The 17,181-nt window shown below is 66.0% G+C and carries 14 protein-coding genes; 9 read left to right on the forward strand and 5 right to left on the reverse strand.

Annotated features, from left to right (window positions below; translation table 11 throughout):
* The first annotated feature begins 121 nt into the window (after window positions 1-121).
* Window positions 122-871: a hypothetical protein gene (locus tag ACH6CV_RS01345; protein ID WP_456356356.1), complete on the forward strand. Its 750-nt coding sequence runs from the start codon at window positions 122-124 to the stop codon at window positions 869-871.
* Between the two features lie 105 nt (window positions 872-976).
* On the opposite strand, the gene ACH6CV_RS01350 is transcribed toward ACH6CV_RS01345, so the two are convergent.
* The 5 genes from ACH6CV_RS01350 to mnmG all read right to left on the reverse strand — a co-directional run bounded on the left by ACH6CV_RS01350 (window position 977) and on the right by mnmG (window position 8,880).
* Complete coding sequence (locus ACH6CV_RS01350) at window positions 977-2,233, reverse strand: competence/damage-inducible protein A (RefSeq protein WP_456356357.1); 1,257 nt, start codon at window positions 2,231-2,233, stop codon at window positions 977-979.
* Window positions 2,230-2,766 carry a CDP-diacylglycerol--glycerol-3-phosphate 3-phosphatidyltransferase gene (gene pgsA, locus ACH6CV_RS01355; protein ID WP_456356358.1) on the reverse strand — a complete coding sequence of 179 codons (537 nt, stop codon included), beginning with the start codon at window positions 2,764-2,766 and terminating at the stop codon, window positions 2,230-2,232. Before pgsA ends, ACH6CV_RS01350 begins: the two co-directional genes overlap by 4 nt.
* Window position 2,767: 1 nt before the next feature.
* Window positions 2,768-4,090, reverse strand: a complete 1,323-nt coding sequence (gene rimO, locus ACH6CV_RS01360) for a 30S ribosomal protein S12 methylthiotransferase RimO (protein ID WP_456356359.1) — start codon at window positions 4,088-4,090, stop codon at window positions 2,768-2,770.
* Between the two features lie 181 nt (window positions 4,091-4,271).
* Window positions 4,272-7,022 carry a DNA translocase FtsK gene (locus ACH6CV_RS01365; RefSeq protein ID WP_456356360.1) on the reverse strand — a complete coding sequence of 917 codons (2,751 nt, stop codon included), beginning with the start codon at window positions 7,020-7,022 and terminating at the stop codon, window positions 4,272-4,274.
* A 61-nt stretch (window positions 7,023-7,083) separates the two neighbouring features.
* Window positions 7,084-8,880 (reverse strand): tRNA uridine-5-carboxymethylaminomethyl(34) synthesis enzyme MnmG, encoded by a 1,797-nt coding sequence (gene mnmG, locus ACH6CV_RS01370; RefSeq protein WP_456356361.1) that lies wholly within the window; start codon window positions 8,878-8,880, stop codon window positions 7,084-7,086.
* Between the two features lie 206 nt (window positions 8,881-9,086).
* Here mnmG and ACH6CV_RS01375 point away from each other — a divergent pair, with 206 nt between their 5' ends.
* From ACH6CV_RS01375 to ACH6CV_RS01410, 8 genes are all read left to right on the forward strand, one after another.
* Entirely contained in the window at window positions 9,087-9,341 is a 255-nt protein-coding gene (locus tag ACH6CV_RS01375) for a FeoA family protein (RefSeq protein WP_456356362.1), read from the forward strand.
* Window positions 9,338-11,497: a ferrous iron transport protein B gene (feoB, locus tag ACH6CV_RS01380; RefSeq protein ID WP_456356363.1), complete on the forward strand. Its 2,160-nt coding sequence runs from the start codon at window positions 9,338-9,340 to the stop codon at window positions 11,495-11,497. The genes ACH6CV_RS01375 and feoB overlap by 4 nt, the downstream gene beginning before the upstream one ends.
* Window positions 11,494-11,661: a hypothetical protein gene (locus tag ACH6CV_RS01385; protein ID WP_456356364.1), complete on the forward strand. Its 168-nt coding sequence runs from the start codon at window positions 11,494-11,496 to the stop codon at window positions 11,659-11,661. The genes feoB and ACH6CV_RS01385 overlap by 4 nt, the downstream gene beginning before the upstream one ends.
* 199 nt (window positions 11,662-11,860) lie before the next feature.
* Window positions 11,861-12,340, forward strand: a complete 480-nt coding sequence (gene nuoE, locus ACH6CV_RS01390) for an NADH-quinone oxidoreductase subunit NuoE (protein WP_456356365.1) — start codon at window positions 11,861-11,863, stop codon at window positions 12,338-12,340.
* Window positions 12,341-12,343: 3 nt separating this feature from the next.
* Complete coding sequence (locus ACH6CV_RS01395; protein WP_456356366.1) at window positions 12,344-12,904, forward strand: ATP-binding protein; 561 nt, start codon at window positions 12,344-12,346, stop codon at window positions 12,902-12,904.
* Window positions 12,905-12,929: 25 nt separating this feature from the next.
* Window positions 12,930-13,295 carry a (2Fe-2S) ferredoxin domain-containing protein gene (locus tag ACH6CV_RS01400; RefSeq protein WP_456356367.1) on the forward strand — a complete coding sequence of 122 codons (366 nt, stop codon included), beginning with the start codon at window positions 12,930-12,932 and terminating at the stop codon, window positions 13,293-13,295.
* A 23-nt stretch (window positions 13,296-13,318) separates the two neighbouring features.
* Window positions 13,319-15,109 carry an NADH-quinone oxidoreductase subunit NuoF gene (gene nuoF, locus ACH6CV_RS01405; RefSeq protein WP_456356426.1) on the forward strand — a complete coding sequence of 597 codons (1,791 nt, stop codon included), beginning with the start codon at window positions 13,319-13,321 and terminating at the stop codon, window positions 15,107-15,109.
* Window positions 15,110-15,123: 14 nt separating this feature from the next.
* A complete protein-coding gene (locus ACH6CV_RS01410) occupies window positions 15,124-16,863 on the forward strand; it encodes an NADH-dependent [FeFe] hydrogenase, group A6 (RefSeq protein WP_456356368.1) in 1,740 nt (579 codons plus the stop codon).
* Window positions 16,864-17,181 lie beyond the last annotated feature (318 nt).

Below are 17,181 nucleotides of genomic sequence, written 5' to 3' on the forward strand. Positions count from 1 at the left end.
CTTGCCAACGGCTTCATTATAACATGGAATGCACGATGAGAAAATCCCCCATTTAGGGGGTATGAAATGGCGAAATTTCATGTTATACTAACCGTAAATTCAGATTATGGGGGTATGGGCGATGAAAAAGGCAATTCAGGTTCTGGTGCTGGTGCTTGCCCTGTTGCTGGCGGTCGCGCCGGCGTGCGCGGCGGCGGAAGTTAAGCTGGCCAACACGGTGTGGCAGGTGAAGTCTCCGTTTGTCGGCGTCAAAGGGACCTCGGTGGTGCGGTTCTACACCGACAAGGTGGTCCTGAAGATGGGCGTCGGCGGCATACTCGGCGACTATACCTTTGACGCGAAGACCGGCGCGCTGGCCGTGAAGGTGATGGACAGCACGGAGAAGGACATTGACATGGGCGGTCTGCCGATCAAGGTGGATGTGGTGGCGGGGATGACCATTTCAGGCCTGGCGACGATTGGTAAGAAGGGCATGACGCTGAGCAATCTGGTGCTGAAGCAGGAGATCGCTAGCGTAACGCCCGTCACCCCCAAGGGGCTCTTTGACGGGACCCCGTTGCCCTTCACGATCAAGGCAACCAGGCTGACCCCGGCGGTGACCAAGGTATCGGCCAAGCCCGTAACCCAGGGCACGCCCAGCATCGTCGCGATCAAGGCCAACGCCGCGGCGGATTGCTACCTGATTCTCGACAAGGACGATCAGGTGATTGGCGGGGGCCTGCTGATTGACGGCGAAGCCGGCTTCCAGCATACATTCGCGGACAAGGTCAACAAGATTTCCGTGCGCGTGGGCCTGATCGACCAGAACTACCTCCTCCCGATCGCCGACAGCTTTTCCAAGCCGGTCAAGCTGACCGTTAAAACCAAGTAGGCAAACGGGTACGCGCAAAGGGGCCGTTGCAGAGCGGAAGTGCTGCAACGGCCCCTTTCTGTTTGGCGCGCATTTCAAGCTTCATCCGGCGACCCGGGGATGCCCCTACGGCAACGCTTCCCCGGCCGAGATCAGCGCCATGCGCAGCATGTTGAGCGCGTGGGCGCAGGACAGCGTACGGATCCAGGCGCGGTCGCCCAGAAAGTTGAAGCGCTTGCACTCGGTGCCGCGCTCGCTCGCGATGGCGATGTAGACCGTGCCCACCGGCTTCTCCTCCGTGCCGCCGTCGGGACCCGCGACGCCGGTCACCGCGAGCGCGTAGTCGGTTTCGCTTACCCTCCGGCATCCCTCGGCCATCTCCCGCGCGCAGCGCTCGCTGATCGCGCCGTCCGACGCAAGCGTATCCGCGCGCACCCCGAGCGTGCGCATCTTCGCCTCGTTTGAATAGGTCACGAAGCTGTGCGTCAGCGCCTGCGACGCACCCGGCTGCGAAACCAGCGTGGAAGCCAGCAGCCCGCCGGTGCAGCTTTCCGCGAAGGCCACCGTCTTGCCCTTTTCGATCAGCAGCTTCAGCACCGTGCCCGCCATCGTGGCGCTGCGCCCCTCGGCGTATACGGCGTCGCCCAGCCGCCGCCGGATCTCCCGTTCCACCGGATCCAAGAGCGGCGCGGGATCCTCGTGCAGCCCCACCTTGACCGTCAGCCGCGCCTGCACCTCGCCCTCGCCGCAGTAGAGCGCCAGCGTGGGGCTGCCCAGGTGAAACAGATCCAGCAGGATGGTCTCCACCCTCGATTCGCCCACGCCAAAGATGCGCAAAAACCGCGAGTGGATCGCCGCGCCCAGCCCCTCCCGCAGGTAGGGCTCAAGCGCCTGCTCGAACATGTCCTTGAGCTCCCTCGGCGGGCCGGGCAGCACCGCCACCCGCTTGCCGCCCTGCTCCACCACGCAGCCGGGCGCGGTGCCCCGGCGGTTGTTGAGGATGTGCGCGCCTACCGGAAAGTAGGCCTGCTTGAGGTTGTTTTCATCGAGCGAGCGGCCCGGATGCAGCTTCTCCATACGTTCCTTGAGCGCGGCGAGGCTATCTTCGTCGAGCGTCATCTCAAGCGCGAAGTGCTCGGCCACCATCTCCTTGGTCAGGTCGTCCTCGGTCGGGCCCAACCCCCCGGTGGTGATGACAAGGTCCGCGCGCTCAAGCGCTTCGCAAAGCGCCGCCTTGACTCGGCCGGGATTGTCGCCCACCGTCGTATGGCGGTACAGGTCGATGCCCAGCTCGCTCAGCCGCGCCGACAGGTATTGCGCGTCGGTGTTGGCGATTTGGCCCATGAGCAGTTCGGTGCCCACCGACAGAATTTCGCAAATCACGTCTTAAACACCCCCAGGTTGCGCCGCACATAGCTGACGCAGGACCACACCGAAAGCGCGACCGACGCCCAGAGCAGCCGCCCGCCGATCGCGGTGAACAGCGACGCCGGCGGGAACCCGCCGAGCAGGATCAGGATCAGCGCCACCATCTGGGTAACGGTCTTCCACTTGCCCACCGCGTCGGCCGCGACCACCTTGCCCTTGGCCGCCGCCACCAGCCGCACGCCCGACACGATGAACTCGCGCCCGAGCAGCAGCATCGCCGCCAGCCAGTGCACGCGGCCCTGCGCCACCAGCCCAATGAGCGCCGCCATCACCAGCAGCTTGTCGGCCATCGGGTCCATCAGCTTGCCGAAGTCGGTCACCATGTCGTACTTGCGCGCGTAGTAGCCATCGTACAGGTCGGTCAGCGAGGCCAAGCCGAACACCGCCGCCGCCAGAATCTGGCACAGCGGTACATTCGTCATCATCAGCCCCACCACCGCGGGGATCATCAGCACCCGTAGCAGCGTCAGCTTGTTGGGCAGGTTCATCTCACAATGCCTCCCCTTCCAGGTCGTAGGCGTCGGCCCCGGTAATCTTTACCTTTACATACTCACCCGGCGCGGGTATGCGTCCCGCCGTGAACAGCACGCTGCCGTCCACCTCGGGCGCTTCGAGCTGCGTACGCCCGACGCAGCGCCCGCCCTCGCTCGCACCGACGAGCACTTCGTAAGTCTTCCCCACGCGCGCCTCGTTAAACTCAAGCGATATGCCCTGCTGCAGCGTCATCAGCCGGTCGAGCCGCTCGCGCTTGACATCCTCGTCCACCTGATCTTTCATGGAAAAGGCGGCAGTGCCTTCCTCGGGCGAGTAGGCGAACGCGCCCAGCCGTGCGAACCTCGCCTGCCGAACAAAGGCAAGCAGCTCGTCGAACTGCGCGTCGGTCTCGCCCGGAAAGCCCACGATCATCGTGGTGCGCACCGCGATATCCCGCGCGCGGCACAGCTCGATCAGCCGCCGGATGTCGGCATTGGCGCCGCGCCGGTTCATGCGCCTGAGCATTTCATCGTTCACGTGCTGCAGCGGCAGGTCGAGGTAGTTCGCGATCTTGGGGTTGCCGGCCACGGTGTCGAGCAGCCGCTCGGTCACGGTGTCGGGGTAGCAATAGAGCACGCGCAGCCAGTGCACGGCGGGCAACGCCGCGACCTCGGTCATGAGCTCGGGCAACAGCAGCTTCCCGCCCTCAAAATCGCTTCCGTAGCGCGAGGTGTCCTGGGCGATCAGCGTCAGTTCGCTCGCGCCGGCCTCGCTCAGCCGAGCGCATTCGCGCAGGATGTCGGCATAGGGCCGCGAGCGGTAGCCGCCCCGGATCAGCGGGATCGCGCAATAGGCGCAGCGGTTGTCGCAGCCATCGGATATCTTGACGTAGGCCGAGTGGGACGGCGTGGTCAGCACGCGCGGACTTTCAAAGAACTGCGCCTTGGCACCCGCGAGCAGCGGCTTTGCGCCGCCTACGGCCTGCTCGATCGCCTCGATAAAGCGCGGGTAGTCGTTGACGCCCAGGAATCCGTCGACCTCGGGCATCTCGGCCTTGAGCTCGTCGGGATAGCGCTGGGTCAGGCAGCCGGTCACGAACAGCAAAAGGCAGCGCCCGCTGTCCTTGTAGCGGGCCATCTCGAAGATGGTCTCGATCGATTCTTCCTTGGCGGGCCCGATGAACCCGCAGGTGTTGACCACGATCAACTCGGCGTCCGCGGGGTCGGCCACCGCCTCGACGCCCTTCTCCCTGAGCATCCCCAGCAATATTTCAGAGTCCACCCGGTTTTTCGAGCACCCCAGCGACACCAGGCCGACCGTCTTCGGAAATTTCATCATCCGCTTGTCCCTTTCAGTATCTGACCCTTCGGCATCCCAGCGCCCGCCGACCTGTGCGAAGGGCGTGAATGCGATCCCGGCAAAGGGAGGCGCAGCCGATCGACTCGGAATCGCTTCCCGTCCGGCAGCTCGCGCAGCGGGCGGACGGATGGGGGATTTCGAAGCCCCGCCGTCAGGCGGGTCAGAACATATTTCTATATTGTTCGCGCGAAATCAGCACCTTGCGCGACTTGCTGCCCTCGTCCGGGCCCACGATGCCGCGCACCTCCATCTCGTCGATCAGCCGCCCGGCGCGCGAGTGGCCGACGCGCAGCCGCCGCTGCAGCATGCTGACCGAGGCCGCGCCGGCGTCGACCACCAGCTCCACCGCCTGCGGCAGCAGCTCGTCGAACGCGTTCAGCGCGTCCTCCTTGTCGGCGTCGGACATGGCGGCGGTGTCCATGTGTTCGATCACATCCTCGTTGTAATCGGCCTGATGGCACTGCTTGAGGAACTCCACCACGGCGTGCACCTCGTCGTCCGACACCCACGCGCCCTGCACGCGCGTCTTGGCCATGCCGCTGGGCGCATACAGCATGTCGCCCCGGCCGAGCAGCTTCTCCGCGCCGCCCACGTCCAAAATCGTGCGGCTGTCCACCTGGGACGCCACCGTGAACGCGATGCGCGAGGGGATGTTGGCCTTGATGACGCCGGTAATCACATTGACCGACGGGCGCTGCGTGGCGATTACGAGATGGATGCCCGCGGCGCGCGCCAGCTGCGCCAGCCGGCAGATGGCGTCCTCGACCTCGCCCGGCGTCACCATCATCAGATCGGCCAACTCGTCGATGATAATCACGATTTGCGGCATGGCCGACTCGTCCGCGCCGCGGCGCTGGTTGAAGCCCTTGATGTCGCGCACGCCGCGCTCCGCGAACTGCTTGTAGCGGTTGCCCATCTCGACCACCGCCCATTCGAGCGCGCTGGCCGCCTTCTTGGGGTCGGTCACCACCGGCACCAGCAGGTGCGGAATGCCGTTGTAGCTTGAGAGCTCGACCACCTTGGGGTCGATCATGATCAGGCGCACCTCGTCGGGCGTAGCCCGGTACAGGATCGAGCAGATGATCGAGTTGATGCACACCGACTTGCCCGAGCCGGTCTGGCCGGCGATCAGCACATGCGGCATGCGGGCGAGGTCGGCGATGATGTAGCGCCCGGCGTTGTCCCGCCCGAGCGCCACCGCGAGGCGCGAGGGGTGCCTGCGGCATTCGGGGCTCTCGAGCACGTCGCGCAGCGGCACCGCCTCGACCGAGTCGTTGGGCACCTCGACGCCCACGGCCGCCTTGCCGGGGATCGGCGCTTCGATGCGCACGCTGACCGCCGCCAGGTTGAGCGCGATGTCGTCGGCCAGCGCGGTAATGCGGCTGACCTTGACGCCGGCCGCCGGCGACAGCTCGAACCGCGTGACCGTCGGGCCGTGCGCGACGCCCAACATCCGCGCGGAGATGCCGAAGCTGGCGAGCGTGTCGACCAGCTTCTTGCCCTTCTCGGCGTCGCGCTCGTGCCGGCCCTGCAACTGCGTGGGCTTTGAAGGCTCGAGCATATCGATCGGCGGGTAGATGTACTCGATCTCGTCCGCGGGCGCGGGCCGCGCGATCGGCGGGCGCGCCGGCTTCTTGGGTTTCGGCGCGGGGGCGGGCTTCACCTCGGCCGCCACGGGCACATCGGGCATGTCGAACGGCGGCGCGTCCTCGATCACGCCCGTGAACGGCGCCTCGGGCTCGCGCGGTTCTTTGGCGTCCGGCCGCGGCGCACCGTCCGCCGACCCCTGCGCGTCCGACATAAAGCGGTCGAGCGCCGCGTCGTCCGCGCCCCCGTCGAACAGCGCCACGGTCTGCCAGTCGGTCTCGTCGATCACCACGTCGGCCTGGCCGCGCTCAACGCGCGGCCGCTCGGCCACCTCAGAGCCGTCCGGCTCGGGCGCCAAAGGCCCGGCCTGCGCGGCATAGGCCGTCCGCTCGAGCGTCTCGCGCAGCGGCCGAGGCTCGGCCACGCTGATCTTCCCGGCCTTCACCTTTTTCCTGCGCCCGGCGAGGAAGTTCGGGATGTCGTAGACCGACGCGTCGTCCTGCCCTTGCGCGGGCAGCTCCGGCTCGCCCGGCAGCGGGCCCGCGCTGTCGATCCGCTCCACCCGCATGCCCGGTCGGCGTACGCGCGCGCTGTCGCCAAGATACTTCGCGAACGGGTCGTCCATCTCGTCCTCGCGCGGGGCCACCTTGGGAATCACGGCCTCCGCCTCGCGCGCCGCCATGCGTTCGGTTGCGCGCCTGAGTTGCTGCTCGCGGAAGTCGTCGTAGCGCGCCTGCGCGCGTTCGCCGATGCGCCGGAACGATATCTTCTGCAGCAGCACCAGGTCGGCCAGGATCAGCGCCACCAGCACCATCGCCCCGCCGGCCACGCCCAGCGCGCTGTACAGCGGCCAAGCCAGCAGCGCGCCCAGCACGCCTGCGCCGCCGTTTTTGTAGGCGTAGGAACGCGTAAGGCAAGCCGCGAAGTCGTGAAACGGCGCCCCCTCCATTACTTCTTCCACGCTGAACAGGTGCACGAGCGACATCGCAAACAGGATCAGCAGCGCAATGAGCAGCACGCGCCCCTTCTTTACCCCGCGCTCGCGCCCGGAAAACGCCACCAGCGCGCCCACCCACAGAAGCACCAGCGGCAGCGCATAGCGCAGCGCGCCCGCAAGGCCCCACGCGGCCGACACCAGCCACCGGCCGAGCCCGGTCTCGGGGACTGACACCAAAAAATACATCAGCACCGCCCCGGCAAAGAACAGGATCACGCCGCTGGCCTCGCGCCAGATACCCCTGTCCGGCGCCGGCTCGCGCTTTGTCTCCTGCGCGCCCCTCGCGGTGGTCTTCTTCTTGTTGCTGCCCGGTGCGGTCTTGGCCATGCCTTCCTCCAATAATCCGATATCATACCATGATATAGTATATACCAATTGGGATGGAAATTCAACTTCGGGTTCGCCGCCAGCGCTCGAGCCAGATCAGCAGCACCTGGATATCGCCCGGCGACACGCCCGGTATGCGCGAGGCCTGGCCGATCGAGGCGGGGCGTTGGCGATCGAGTTTTTGACGCGCTTCGATGCGCAACGCATCGATCTTCAAATAGTCGATCCCCTCGGGCAGCGCCACGCCCTCCGCGCGCGTGAACTGCTCGATCTGGCTTTGCTGACGGTTCAAATACCCCTGATACTTGATCGATATCTCCGCCTGCTCGAGCGCGCCCGGCATCAACGTAGACAGCTCCGGGCACTCGCCCACCAGCTCCTTAAGCCGCGCCTCGGGCCGCTTCAGCCGCTCGGTCAGCCGCGCCCCGTCGATCAGCTCGATCGCGCGCGCGGTCTCTTCCCTTTTCCGGCACATCTTCTCATACCGCGCGTCGTCGGCCAGCCCCGCGCGGCGGCCGAGCTCGGTCAGCCGCAGGTCGGCGTTGTCCTGGCGCAGGTGCAGCCGGTACTCGGCGCGCGAGGTCATCATGCGGTAGGGCTCGTCCACGCCCTTGGTGACCAGGTCGTCCACCAGCACGCCGATGTAGGCGTCGGCGCGCGTCAGCGTCAGCGGTTGCCCGCCGCCCAGCCACAGCGCGGCGTTGAGCCCGGCCAGCAGTCCCTGCGCGGCCGCCTCTTCATAGCCCGAGGTGCCGTTGATCTGCCCCGCGAAGTACAGCCCCTGAAACCTGCGCGCGGAAAGCTCCGCCGTAAGTTCCGTCGGGTCGATCGTCTCGTACTCGATCGCGTAGGCCAGGCGCATCAGCTCAGCGCGCTCGAGCCCCGGCACGCTTTGGTACACCGCGCGCTGCACCTCTTCCGGGAGCGAGGTGGACATGCCCTGCACGTACCACTCGATACTCCCCTCCCCCTCGGGTTCGAGGAAGACGCCGTGGCGGTCCTTGTCGGCAAAGCGCACCACCTTGTCCTCGATCGAGGGGCAGTAGCGCGCGCCGGTGCCGTGAATTAAGCCCGAGTACATGGGCGCGCGGTGCAGGTTGTCGCGGATCAACCGGTGGGTGCGCTCGGTGGTGTAGGTCAGGTAACACAGCGCGCGGTTGTGAAGCGGCCTGTCGGTCATGAACGAGAACGGCACGACCGGCTCGTCGCCCGGCTGAGGCGTCATCTGCGAAAAATCCACCGTGCGTCCGTCCACGCGCGCCGGGGTGCCGGTCTTGAACCGCCGCAGCGTAAACCCGAGTTCGCGCAGCGCGCCCGCGAGATACCCGGCGGCCATCAGCCCCTGCGGCCCGCCATTGTGGCTGTGCTCGCCGATGATGATGCGGCTGTCCAGATACACGCCGGCGCACACGACCGCGGCGCGGCAGCCGATGCGCGCGCCGGTGGCGGTCACCACCCCGGTCACGCTCTTGCCGTCCGTCTCGATGCGCCGGGCCTCGGCCTGCCTGAGCGTCAGGCCCGCTTGCGCGTCGATCGCCGCGCGCATGCGCGCCTGGTAGGCGCGCTTGTCGGCCTGCGCGCGCAGCGAATGCACGGCAGGGCCCTTGCCCAGGTTGAGCATGCGCGACTGCAGCATGGTGTCGTCGATCGCGCGGCCCATCTCGCCGCCCAGCGCGTCCAGCTCGCGCACCAGGTGCCCCTTGGCCGTGCCGCCGATCGACGGGTTGCAGGGCATCAGCGCCACGCTGTCGAGGTTGAGCGTGAGCATCAGCGTGCGCAGCCCCAACCGCGCCGCCGCCAGCGCGGCCTCGCAGCCGGCGTGGCCCGCACCGATCACCACGATGTCGTAATCCATCATATCGCATATCCCCGCATGACGACCCCTCCCATGTGCGCTCATTATAACGTCCTTGGGTTAAGCGCGAAACCTCCCCGCGCGCGGCATTTCCGAAGTTTAACGGGAAACGTCGCCGGGCCGTGCTTTACGAACGCGCGCGCTTGCGCTATCATCCGAATAGTTACCTGATGCTAACCGTAATCTTGTACCAATGGGAGGGGACGCCGATGGCCAATCGGGAACTCGCCGCGCTGAACGCGCTCGGCAACGAGGAGGAAGCGGTCGTCGAGCGCATCGACGTCGAGGGGCGCGCGCGGCGGCGTCTGGTTGAGATGGGCATCACGCCGGGCACGCGCGTTATGATATCGCGGCGCGCGCCGCTGGGCGACCCGATGGAGATCCGGCTGCGCGGCTACCAGCTGACGCTGCGCGAGGCCGACGCCCGCCAGATCCTGGTATCCAGGGGAGGAGGACGCGCTTGAACATCACAATCGCGCTGGCGGGCAATCCCAACAGCGGCAAGACCACGCTGTTCAACGCGCTGACCGGCTCCAACCAATACGTAGGCAACTGGCCGGGCGTAACGGTGGAGCGCAAGGAGGCTTGCTTTGAAATCGGCGACGACCAGGCGCTCCTGGTCGACCTGCCGGGCGTGTACTCGCTCTCGCCCTATTCGATCGAGGAGAACATCACGCGCCACTTCATCGCCCAGCACAGCCCCGACGTGGTGCTCAACATCGTGGACGCCACCAACATCGAGCGCAACCTGTACCTGACGCTGCAGTTGATGGAGCTCGAGCGCCCGACCGTGATCGCGCTCAACCTGATGGACGAGCTCGAGAAGGACGGCGGCGGGATCGACTGCGAGCGGCTGTCGCATTTCCTCGGCGCGCCGGTGGTGCCCATCTCGGCCAAGAAGCGCCGGGGCTTTGATCGGCTGTTTCAGGCGCTGCACGATCAGGTGCGGGGCCCCCGCCCGGTATCGCCGGTTCAGCGCTACGACGCCTCCACGCGCCTCGCGGTCAGCCAGTTGGTGGCGGCGCTGGGCGGCGCGGGCTCGCACTCGGCGTTCGACGAGCGCGAGCACCACGCGCACCGCGACGAGCGGGAGCGCGACGACGACCACGGCGAGCGCGCGCGCCACGCCCACATCGGCGGCTACGAGGACGAGGGCGACGACGACTTCGCCCCGCCGACGGGCTGGGTGGCGCTCAAGCTGCTCGAGGGCGACGAGGCGCTGCTCGGGGCGGCCTACCTGACGGGCGACCAGCGCGCGTCCATTGAGGCCATTGTGGACGGCTACGTCGGGCGCGGCCGGGCGGATCACCCGGGCATCGACGCGCTGACGCTGGTGGCCGACTGCCGCTACCGCGCAATCGAGCGGGCGCTGCGCGAATCGGGCTTCAAGCGCTCGGCGGTGAACCGGGAGGATGCATCGTACCGGATCGATCGGCTGCTGATGAACAAATACCTGGCGTTTCCCATTTTTTTGCTCGTGATGGGGCTGATGTTCGCCGTGACCTTCGGGCCGATCGGGCGGACGCTGACCGGCTTGATGGAATGGCTGATCGGCGACGTGCTGTCGGGCGCGGCCGAAGCCGCTCTCGCCTTCATGGGCGCGAGCGCCGCTCTCAAGTCGCTGGTGTTGGACGGCGTGATCGCGGGCGTGGGCGGGGTGATGACCTTTTTGCCTCAGATCCTGCTCATCTTCCTCGGCATGTCGATCCTCGAGGATTCGGGTTACATGGCGCGGGCCGCGTTCATCACCGACAAGCTGCTGCGTCGCATGGGGCTGTCCGGGCGCTCGTTCATCCCGATGCTGATGGGCTTTGGCTGCACCACCACCGCGATCATCGCGGCCAGGGGCGTTGAAAACGAGCGCGACCGGCGCATGACGATCATGCTGACCCCGTTCATGTCCTGCGGCGCGCGGCTGCCGGTGTACGGGCTGTTCGCGGCGGCGTTCTTCGAGCGGCACCAGGCGCTGACGGTGCTCAGCCTGTACCTGATGGGCATGCTGGTCATGGTGGCGGCCGGGCTGATCCTGCGCAAGACCGCCTTCCGCGAGGGCGACACGCCGTTCGTCATGGAGTTGCCGCCCTACCGTTGGCCGACGCCGATCAACGTGCTCAGGCGGCTGCGGGATCGGGCCAAGGACTTTTTGACCCGCGCGGGCACGCTGATCTTCGCCATGAGCGTGCTGATCTGGTTCTTGCAGGCATTCTCGTCCGATTTGCATTACGTGACCGACTCGTCGCGCAGCCTATTCGCGACGATCGGCGGCTGGATCGCGCCCGTGTTCAGGCCGCTCGGCTTCGGCGAATGGGAAAAGGGCGTGGCGCTTTTAAGCGGACTCGTGGCCAAGGAGGCGGTGGTGTCGACGCTGGGCGTGCTGTACGCCGCGGGCGACACGACGCAGCTGGCCGGTCTGCTCAAGGCGCACTTCACGGCGCTGTCCGCCTATTCGTTTTTGACGTTCATCCTGCTGTACACGCCCTGCGTGGCGGCCGTCGCCGCGCTTAGGCGCGAGATGCGCTCGGCGAAGTACACTTTGCTGGCGATCGCCATGCAAATCGGCAGCGCCTATTCGGCGGCGCTCATCATCTATCAGGTAGGGAGGCTCATGGGATTTTCATGAACGCAATCGGCTACATTGTGGCGGCGCTGATCGCGGGCGCGGCCGCCTGGATCCTGATCCGCCGCCTTGCGCGCTTTATCCGCACCGGCGGCCGCTCGGCCTGCGACAACTGCCCGTACGCAAACGGCTGCGGCGGCAGCTGCCCGGATCCGCGCGAGCGCTGAAACCATGTCAATCCGATTGGTTTCTGTTATCCCCTATGTCCAAACATCCCCCTGTCCAAACTGCTGCATTTGTAAAATTTCATCTCTAAAGATGGCATCATTCGACCGTTTGTGCTATAATCGATAACGGCCTTGGTCAGGCGGGGCTTTTGTTTTGCCTCGTCCTGATAATATTTTAACTATGAGGAGGATCCGCCTTATGTCCGTTCTGGAAGACAAGGGCAAGCTGCAAAAGCTCGACGAGGTCATTGCGGCCAACAAGGGCGAACGGGGGGCCGTGATGCGCACGCTGCAAGCCGCGCAGGACATCTTTGACCACGTCCCGCGCGAGGTACAGCGCCACATCGCCGAGGGGCTGAATGTCACGCTGAGCGAGGTGTACGGCGTGGCCACCTTCTATTCGCAGTTTGCGCTGGAGCCGCGCGGCCGGTTCGTGATCGGCGTGTGCCTGGGCACCGCCTGTTACGTCAAGGGCGCGAAGACGGTGCTTGAGCGGATTGAGTCGGAGCTCGACTGCAAGCCGGGCCAAAGCACCGCCGACTTGCGCTTCACCCTCAAGGATACGCGCTGCCTGGGCGCGTGCGGCCTGGCGCCGGTCATGATGATTAACGAGGATGTGTACGGCCGCCTGACGCCCGACGACGTTCCCGGCATCCTCGACAAGTACCGGGCTATGTAGCAGATGTTTGAGCTGTCGCTGCATATTCTGGACCTTGCCCAGAATTCCATCTCGGCCGGGGCAACGCTTGTGACGATCGAGATCGCGATCGGCCGATTGCCGGGCCTGCTCGTCATCGCGCTGATCGACGACGGCTGCGGCATGGATGAGGCGCTGCTTGCGCGCGTGACCAGTCCGTTCGGCACCACGCGCAAGTCCCGCAAGGTGGGTCTGGGCATCCCGATGTTCATGCAGCTGGCCGAGCTCTGCGGCGGCGGCCTGACGCTCGAATCGACGCCCGGTTTGGGTACGCGGCTGGTCGCGCGGTTCGAATTGAACAGCATCGACCTGCCCCCGATGGGCGACCTCAGCGCCACGATGCGCTCGCTGATCCTGGGCGCGCCCGACCGGCCCGACTTCGTGCTCGATTACCGGGTAGGCGAGCACGCATTCCGGTTCGACACGCGCGAGATTCGGCAGGCGCTGGATGGGGTGGCGCTGAACGAGCCGGCCGTGCTTTCCTGGATCGGCGAATACATCGCGGAGGGCCTGGGCGCGGCGGACGAGGCCGCGCGGCGTAAATGAAAGACTTATGGAGGTGCCATTGATTATGAAGTCGTTTGCCGAACTTGAGGCGATTCGCCAGAAAACGCTCGACAAGGTCAACCTGCGCCGCGATCACGAAGGCGCGCGCATCGTGGTGGGCATGGCCACCTGCGGCATCGCCGCGGGCGCGCGGCCGGTGATGCTGGCCTTCCTGGATGAGGTGAGCAAACGCGGGTTGCTCGAGGTGGCGGTCGCGCAGACCGGTTGTATCGGCATGTGCCGGCTCGAGCCCATCGTCGAGGTCTTCATGCCCGGTCAGAGCAAGGTCACCTACGTCAAGGTTACGCCCGAGATGGCGGGCCGCATCGTGGCCGAGCACGTCGTCAACGGCCGACCCGTCGACGAATACACCATCGGCGCCGCCGAATAGAACGAGGAGGAATCCGAATGGAACTGTTCCGCTCCCACGTGTTGATTTGCGGCGGCACCGGCTGTACGTCCTCGGGCTCCGCGAAAATTCTGAAAAAATTTGAAACCCTGATCGACAAGAACGGCCTCTCGAAGGAAGTCAAGCTGGTGCACACCGGTTGCTTTGGCCTGTGCGAGGCCGGCCCGGTCGTCATCATCTACCCCGAGGGCGCGTTCTACAGCCGGATCAGCGACGCCGACGTCGAGGAGATCGTATCCGAACACCTGATTAAGGGCAGAATTGTTACGCGTTTGCTGTACAAGGAGTCGGTGTCCGAATCGGGCGCGGTGCGCGCGCTCGACGATGTGGACTTCTACAAAAAGCAAAAGCGTGTGGCACTGCGCAATTGCGGCGTGATCGACCCCGAGAACATCGACGAGTACATCGCGTTCGACGGCTACCGCGCGCTGCACAAGGTGCTCAGCGAGATGACCAGCGACGGGGTAATCGAGCTGATTAAGGCGTCGGGGCTGCGCGGCCGCGGCGGCGCGGGTTTCTCGACCGGCCTCAAGTGGTCGTTCGCCAAGGCCTCCCAAGGCGATCAGAAATACGTGTGCTGCAACGCCGACGAGGGCGACCCGGGCGCGTTCATGGACCGCTCGGTGCTCGAGGGCGACCCGCACGCGATCATCGAGGCGATGACGATCGCCGGCTACGCGATCGGCGCGAACCAGGGCTACATCTACGTGCGCGCCGAGTACCCGATCGCGGTCAAGCGGCTGAAGTTAGCGATCGAGCAGGCGCACGAGTACGGCCTGCTCGGCAACGACATCTTCGGCAGCGGTTTTAGCTTCGACCTCGGCGTACGGCTGGGCGCGGGCGCGTTCGTGTGCGGCGAGGAAACCGCGCTGATGAACTCGATCGAGGGCCTGCGCGGCGAGCCGCGCGTGCGCCCGCCGTTCCCGGCGGTCAAGGGCCTGTTCGGCAAACCCACGGTGCTCAACAACGTCGAGACCTACGCCAACATCCCGCAGATCGTCTTGAACGGCCCGGAGTGGTTCGCCTCGATGGGTACGGAAAAGTCGAAGGGCACCAAGGTGTTCGCGCTCGGCGGCAAGATCAACAACACGGGTCTGCTCGAGGTGCCGATGGGCACACCGCTGCGCGAGATCATCTACGAGATCGGCGGCGGCATCCCGGGCGGCAAGGCGTTCAAGGCGGTGCAGACCGGCGGCCCGTCGGGCGGCTGTCTGCCTTCTTCGCTGCTGGACACGCCGATCGACTATGACAACCTGATCGCGGCGGGCTCGATGATGGGCTCGGGCGGCATGATCGTCATGGACGAGGACAACTGCATGGTGGACATCGCGCGCTTCTTCCTGGACTTCACGGTCGATGAGAGCTGCGGCAAATGTACGCCCTGCCGGATCGGCACCCGCCGGATGCTCGAGATCCTCAACCGCATCTGCGAGGGCAACGGCCAAAAGGGCGACATCGAAAAGCTCGAGAGCCTGGCCGAGAACATCCGCTCGACCGCGCTGTGCGGACTCGGGCAGACCGCGCCCAACCCGGTGCTGTCGACGCTGCGCCATTTCCGCAGCGAATACGAGGCGCACATCAACGACAAGGTCTGCCCCGCGGGCGTGTGCCAGAAACTGCTGCGCTACGAGATCCTGCCGGCCAAGTGCAAGGGCTGCACGCTGTGCGCCCGCGTCTGCCCGGTGAACGCGATCTCGGGCTCGGTCAAGGAGCCGCACGTCATCGATCCCGCCGTCTGCATCAAGTGCGGCGCTTGCATGGAGAAGTGCAAGTTCGGCGCGATCGTGAAGAAATAAGGAGGATGCCAGTCATGAACACGATCAACCTGTTAATCGACGGCGTCGCGGTGTCGGTTCCGCAGGGCACCACGGTGCTCGAGGCCGCCCGTGCCGCGGGCATCCGCATACCGACGCTGTGCTATCTGAGCGGCATCAACGAGATCGGCGCATGCCGTATGTGCGTGGTCGATACGGGCGCGCGCGCGCTGCAGGCGTCCTGCGTGCTGCCCGCGACCGAGGGCATGCAGGTCAAGACCAACACGCCCAAGATACGCGAGGCGCGCAGAATCAACCTCGAGCTGCTGCTGTCCAACCACGACAAGAGCTGCCTGTCCTGCGTGCGCTCCACCAATTGCGAGCTGCAGGCGCTGTGCAACGAGTACGGCGTGTCCGACGAGAACCGCTTCGAGGGCTCGATAACGCCGTCCACAATCGACGAGGTGTCGCCCTCGATCGTACGCAACAACGCCAAGTGCATCCTGTGCCGGCGCTGTGTGGCCGTCTGCACGAACCTGCAGAACGTGGGCGTGATCGGCGCGGTCAAGCGCGGGTTCAACACCGCGATCGAGTGCGCCTGGGGCGATTCGCTGGCGGAATCGCCGTGCATCAACTGCGGCCAGTGCATCTCGGTGTGCCCGACCGGCGCGCTGACCGAGAAAGACGACACCAAGCAGGTGTGGGACGCGCTGTCCGACCCCGACAAGTACGTGGTCGTGCAGACCGCGCCCGCGGTGCGCGCGGCGCTGGGCGAAGAGTTCGGCATGCCGATGGGCACCTCGGTCACCGGCAAGATGGCCTGCGCGCTCAGGCGTATGGGCTTTGACAAGGTGTTCGACACCGACTTCGCCGCCGACCTCACGATCCTCGAGGAGGCGAACGAGCTGGTTGACCGCGTGACCAACGGCGGCGTGCTGCCGATGATTACCTCCTGTTCGCCCGGCTGGATCAAGTATTGCGAGACCTACTACCCCGAGTTCCTGCCGAACCTGTCCACCTGCAAGTCGCCCCACGAGATGGAGGGCGCGCTGATTAAGAGCTACTTCGCCGAGAAGGAAGGCATCGACCCGAAGAAGATCGTGGTGGTGTCGGTGATGCCCTGCACGGCCAAGAAGTTTGAGGCCGCGCGGTCGGAGCTCGGAAGCAACGGCATGGCCGACGTGGACGTGGTCATCACCACGCGCGAGCTTGCGCGCATGATCAAGCAGGCCGGCATCGACTTTGCGCGGCTGCCCGACCAGGACTTTGACAAGCTGCTCGGCGAGTCGAGCGGCGCGAGCGTAATCTTCGGCGCGACCGGCGGCGTGATGGAGGCGGCGCTGCGCACCGCCTACGAGGTCATCACCGGCAAGTCGCTCGACGACGTCAATTTCGATGCCGTGCGCGGGCTCGCCGGCGTCAAGGAAGCCACGCTCAACCTGAACGGCCTGGAGATCAACGCCGCGGTCGCCCATTCGACCGGCATCGCCAGCCACCTGCTCGAGCAGGTCAAGGCGGGCGAGAAGAACTACACCTTCATCGAGGTCATGGGCTGCCCCGGCGGCTGCGTGAACGGCGGCGGTCAGCCGATCGTCTCGCCCGAGCAGCGTGAAATCACCGACCCGCGCGTGCTGCGCGCCAACGCGCTCTACCGCGAGGACGCCGGCAAGGCCGTCCGCAAGTCCCACGAAAACCCGGAAATCAAGCAAATCTACGCCGATTTCCTGGGCAAGCCCAACTCCCACAAGGCGCACGAACTGCTGCACACGACCTATGTGAAGCGGGAGCGGTATTAGCCCTCCGGACGCCCCGGAGCGCTCGCGCGCCGGTTGCGAAAGAATCCATTGCCGCATATCGCTGCTTTTGCGAGGGCCGCCTTCGGGCGGCCTTCGCGCATCCCCGCGTAAGCGGTCATGGGGATTCCAAAGGGGCAAAGCCCCTTTGGCGGGTTCCAAGGGCGGCGCCCTTGACCGCCGGAGGCCGTCTCCCCGTCCCCCGCGCCGCCGCATCCGCTCCCCACACACGGACCGCGCAGCCGAACTCAAGCGACGGCGGCGCGGCGTTCCCGATGCGACCGCAGGGAGCGAGTCCCCCGCCGCGCAAAACCGCGCCCC

Source organism: Anaerozeibacter quisquiliarum, assembly GCF_051162045.1.
GTDB classification, from domain to species: domain Bacteria; phylum Bacillota; class Clostridia; order Christensenellales; family Aristaeellaceae; genus Anaerozeibacter; species Anaerozeibacter quisquiliarum.

Coding starts and splice junctions, on each gene's coding strand:
- ACH6CV_RS01345 (WP_456356356.1), top strand. CDS start 122: ATGAAAAAGGCAATTCAGGTTCTGGTGCTGGTGCTTGCCCTGTTGCTG.
- pgsA (WP_456356358.1), bottom strand. CDS start 2,766: ATGAACCTGCCCAACAAGCTGACGCTGCTACGGGTGCTGATGATCCCC.
- rimO (WP_456356359.1), bottom strand. CDS start 4,090: ATGATGAAATTTCCGAAGACGGTCGGCCTGGTGTCGCTGGGGTGCTCG.
- ACH6CV_RS01365 (WP_456356360.1), bottom strand. CDS start 7,022: ATGGCCAAGACCGCACCGGGCAGCAACAAGAAGAAGACCACCGCGAGG.
- mnmG (WP_456356361.1), bottom strand. CDS start 8,880: ATGATGGATTACGACATCGTGGTGATCGGTGCGGGCCACGCCGGCTGC.
- ACH6CV_RS01375 (WP_456356362.1), top strand. CDS start 9,087: ATGGCCAATCGGGAACTCGCCGCGCTGAACGCGCTCGGCAACGAGGAG.
- ACH6CV_RS01385 (WP_456356364.1), top strand. CDS start 11,494: ATGAACGCAATCGGCTACATTGTGGCGGCGCTGATCGCGGGCGCGGCC.
- nuoE (WP_456356365.1), top strand. CDS start 11,861: ATGTCCGTTCTGGAAGACAAGGGCAAGCTGCAAAAGCTCGACGAGGTC.
- ACH6CV_RS01395 (WP_456356366.1), top strand. CDS start 12,344: ATGTTTGAGCTGTCGCTGCATATTCTGGACCTTGCCCAGAATTCCATC.
- ACH6CV_RS01400 (WP_456356367.1), top strand. CDS start 12,930: ATGAAGTCGTTTGCCGAACTTGAGGCGATTCGCCAGAAAACGCTCGAC.
- ACH6CV_RS01410 (WP_456356368.1), top strand. CDS start 15,124: ATGAACACGATCAACCTGTTAATCGACGGCGTCGCGGTGTCGGTTCCG.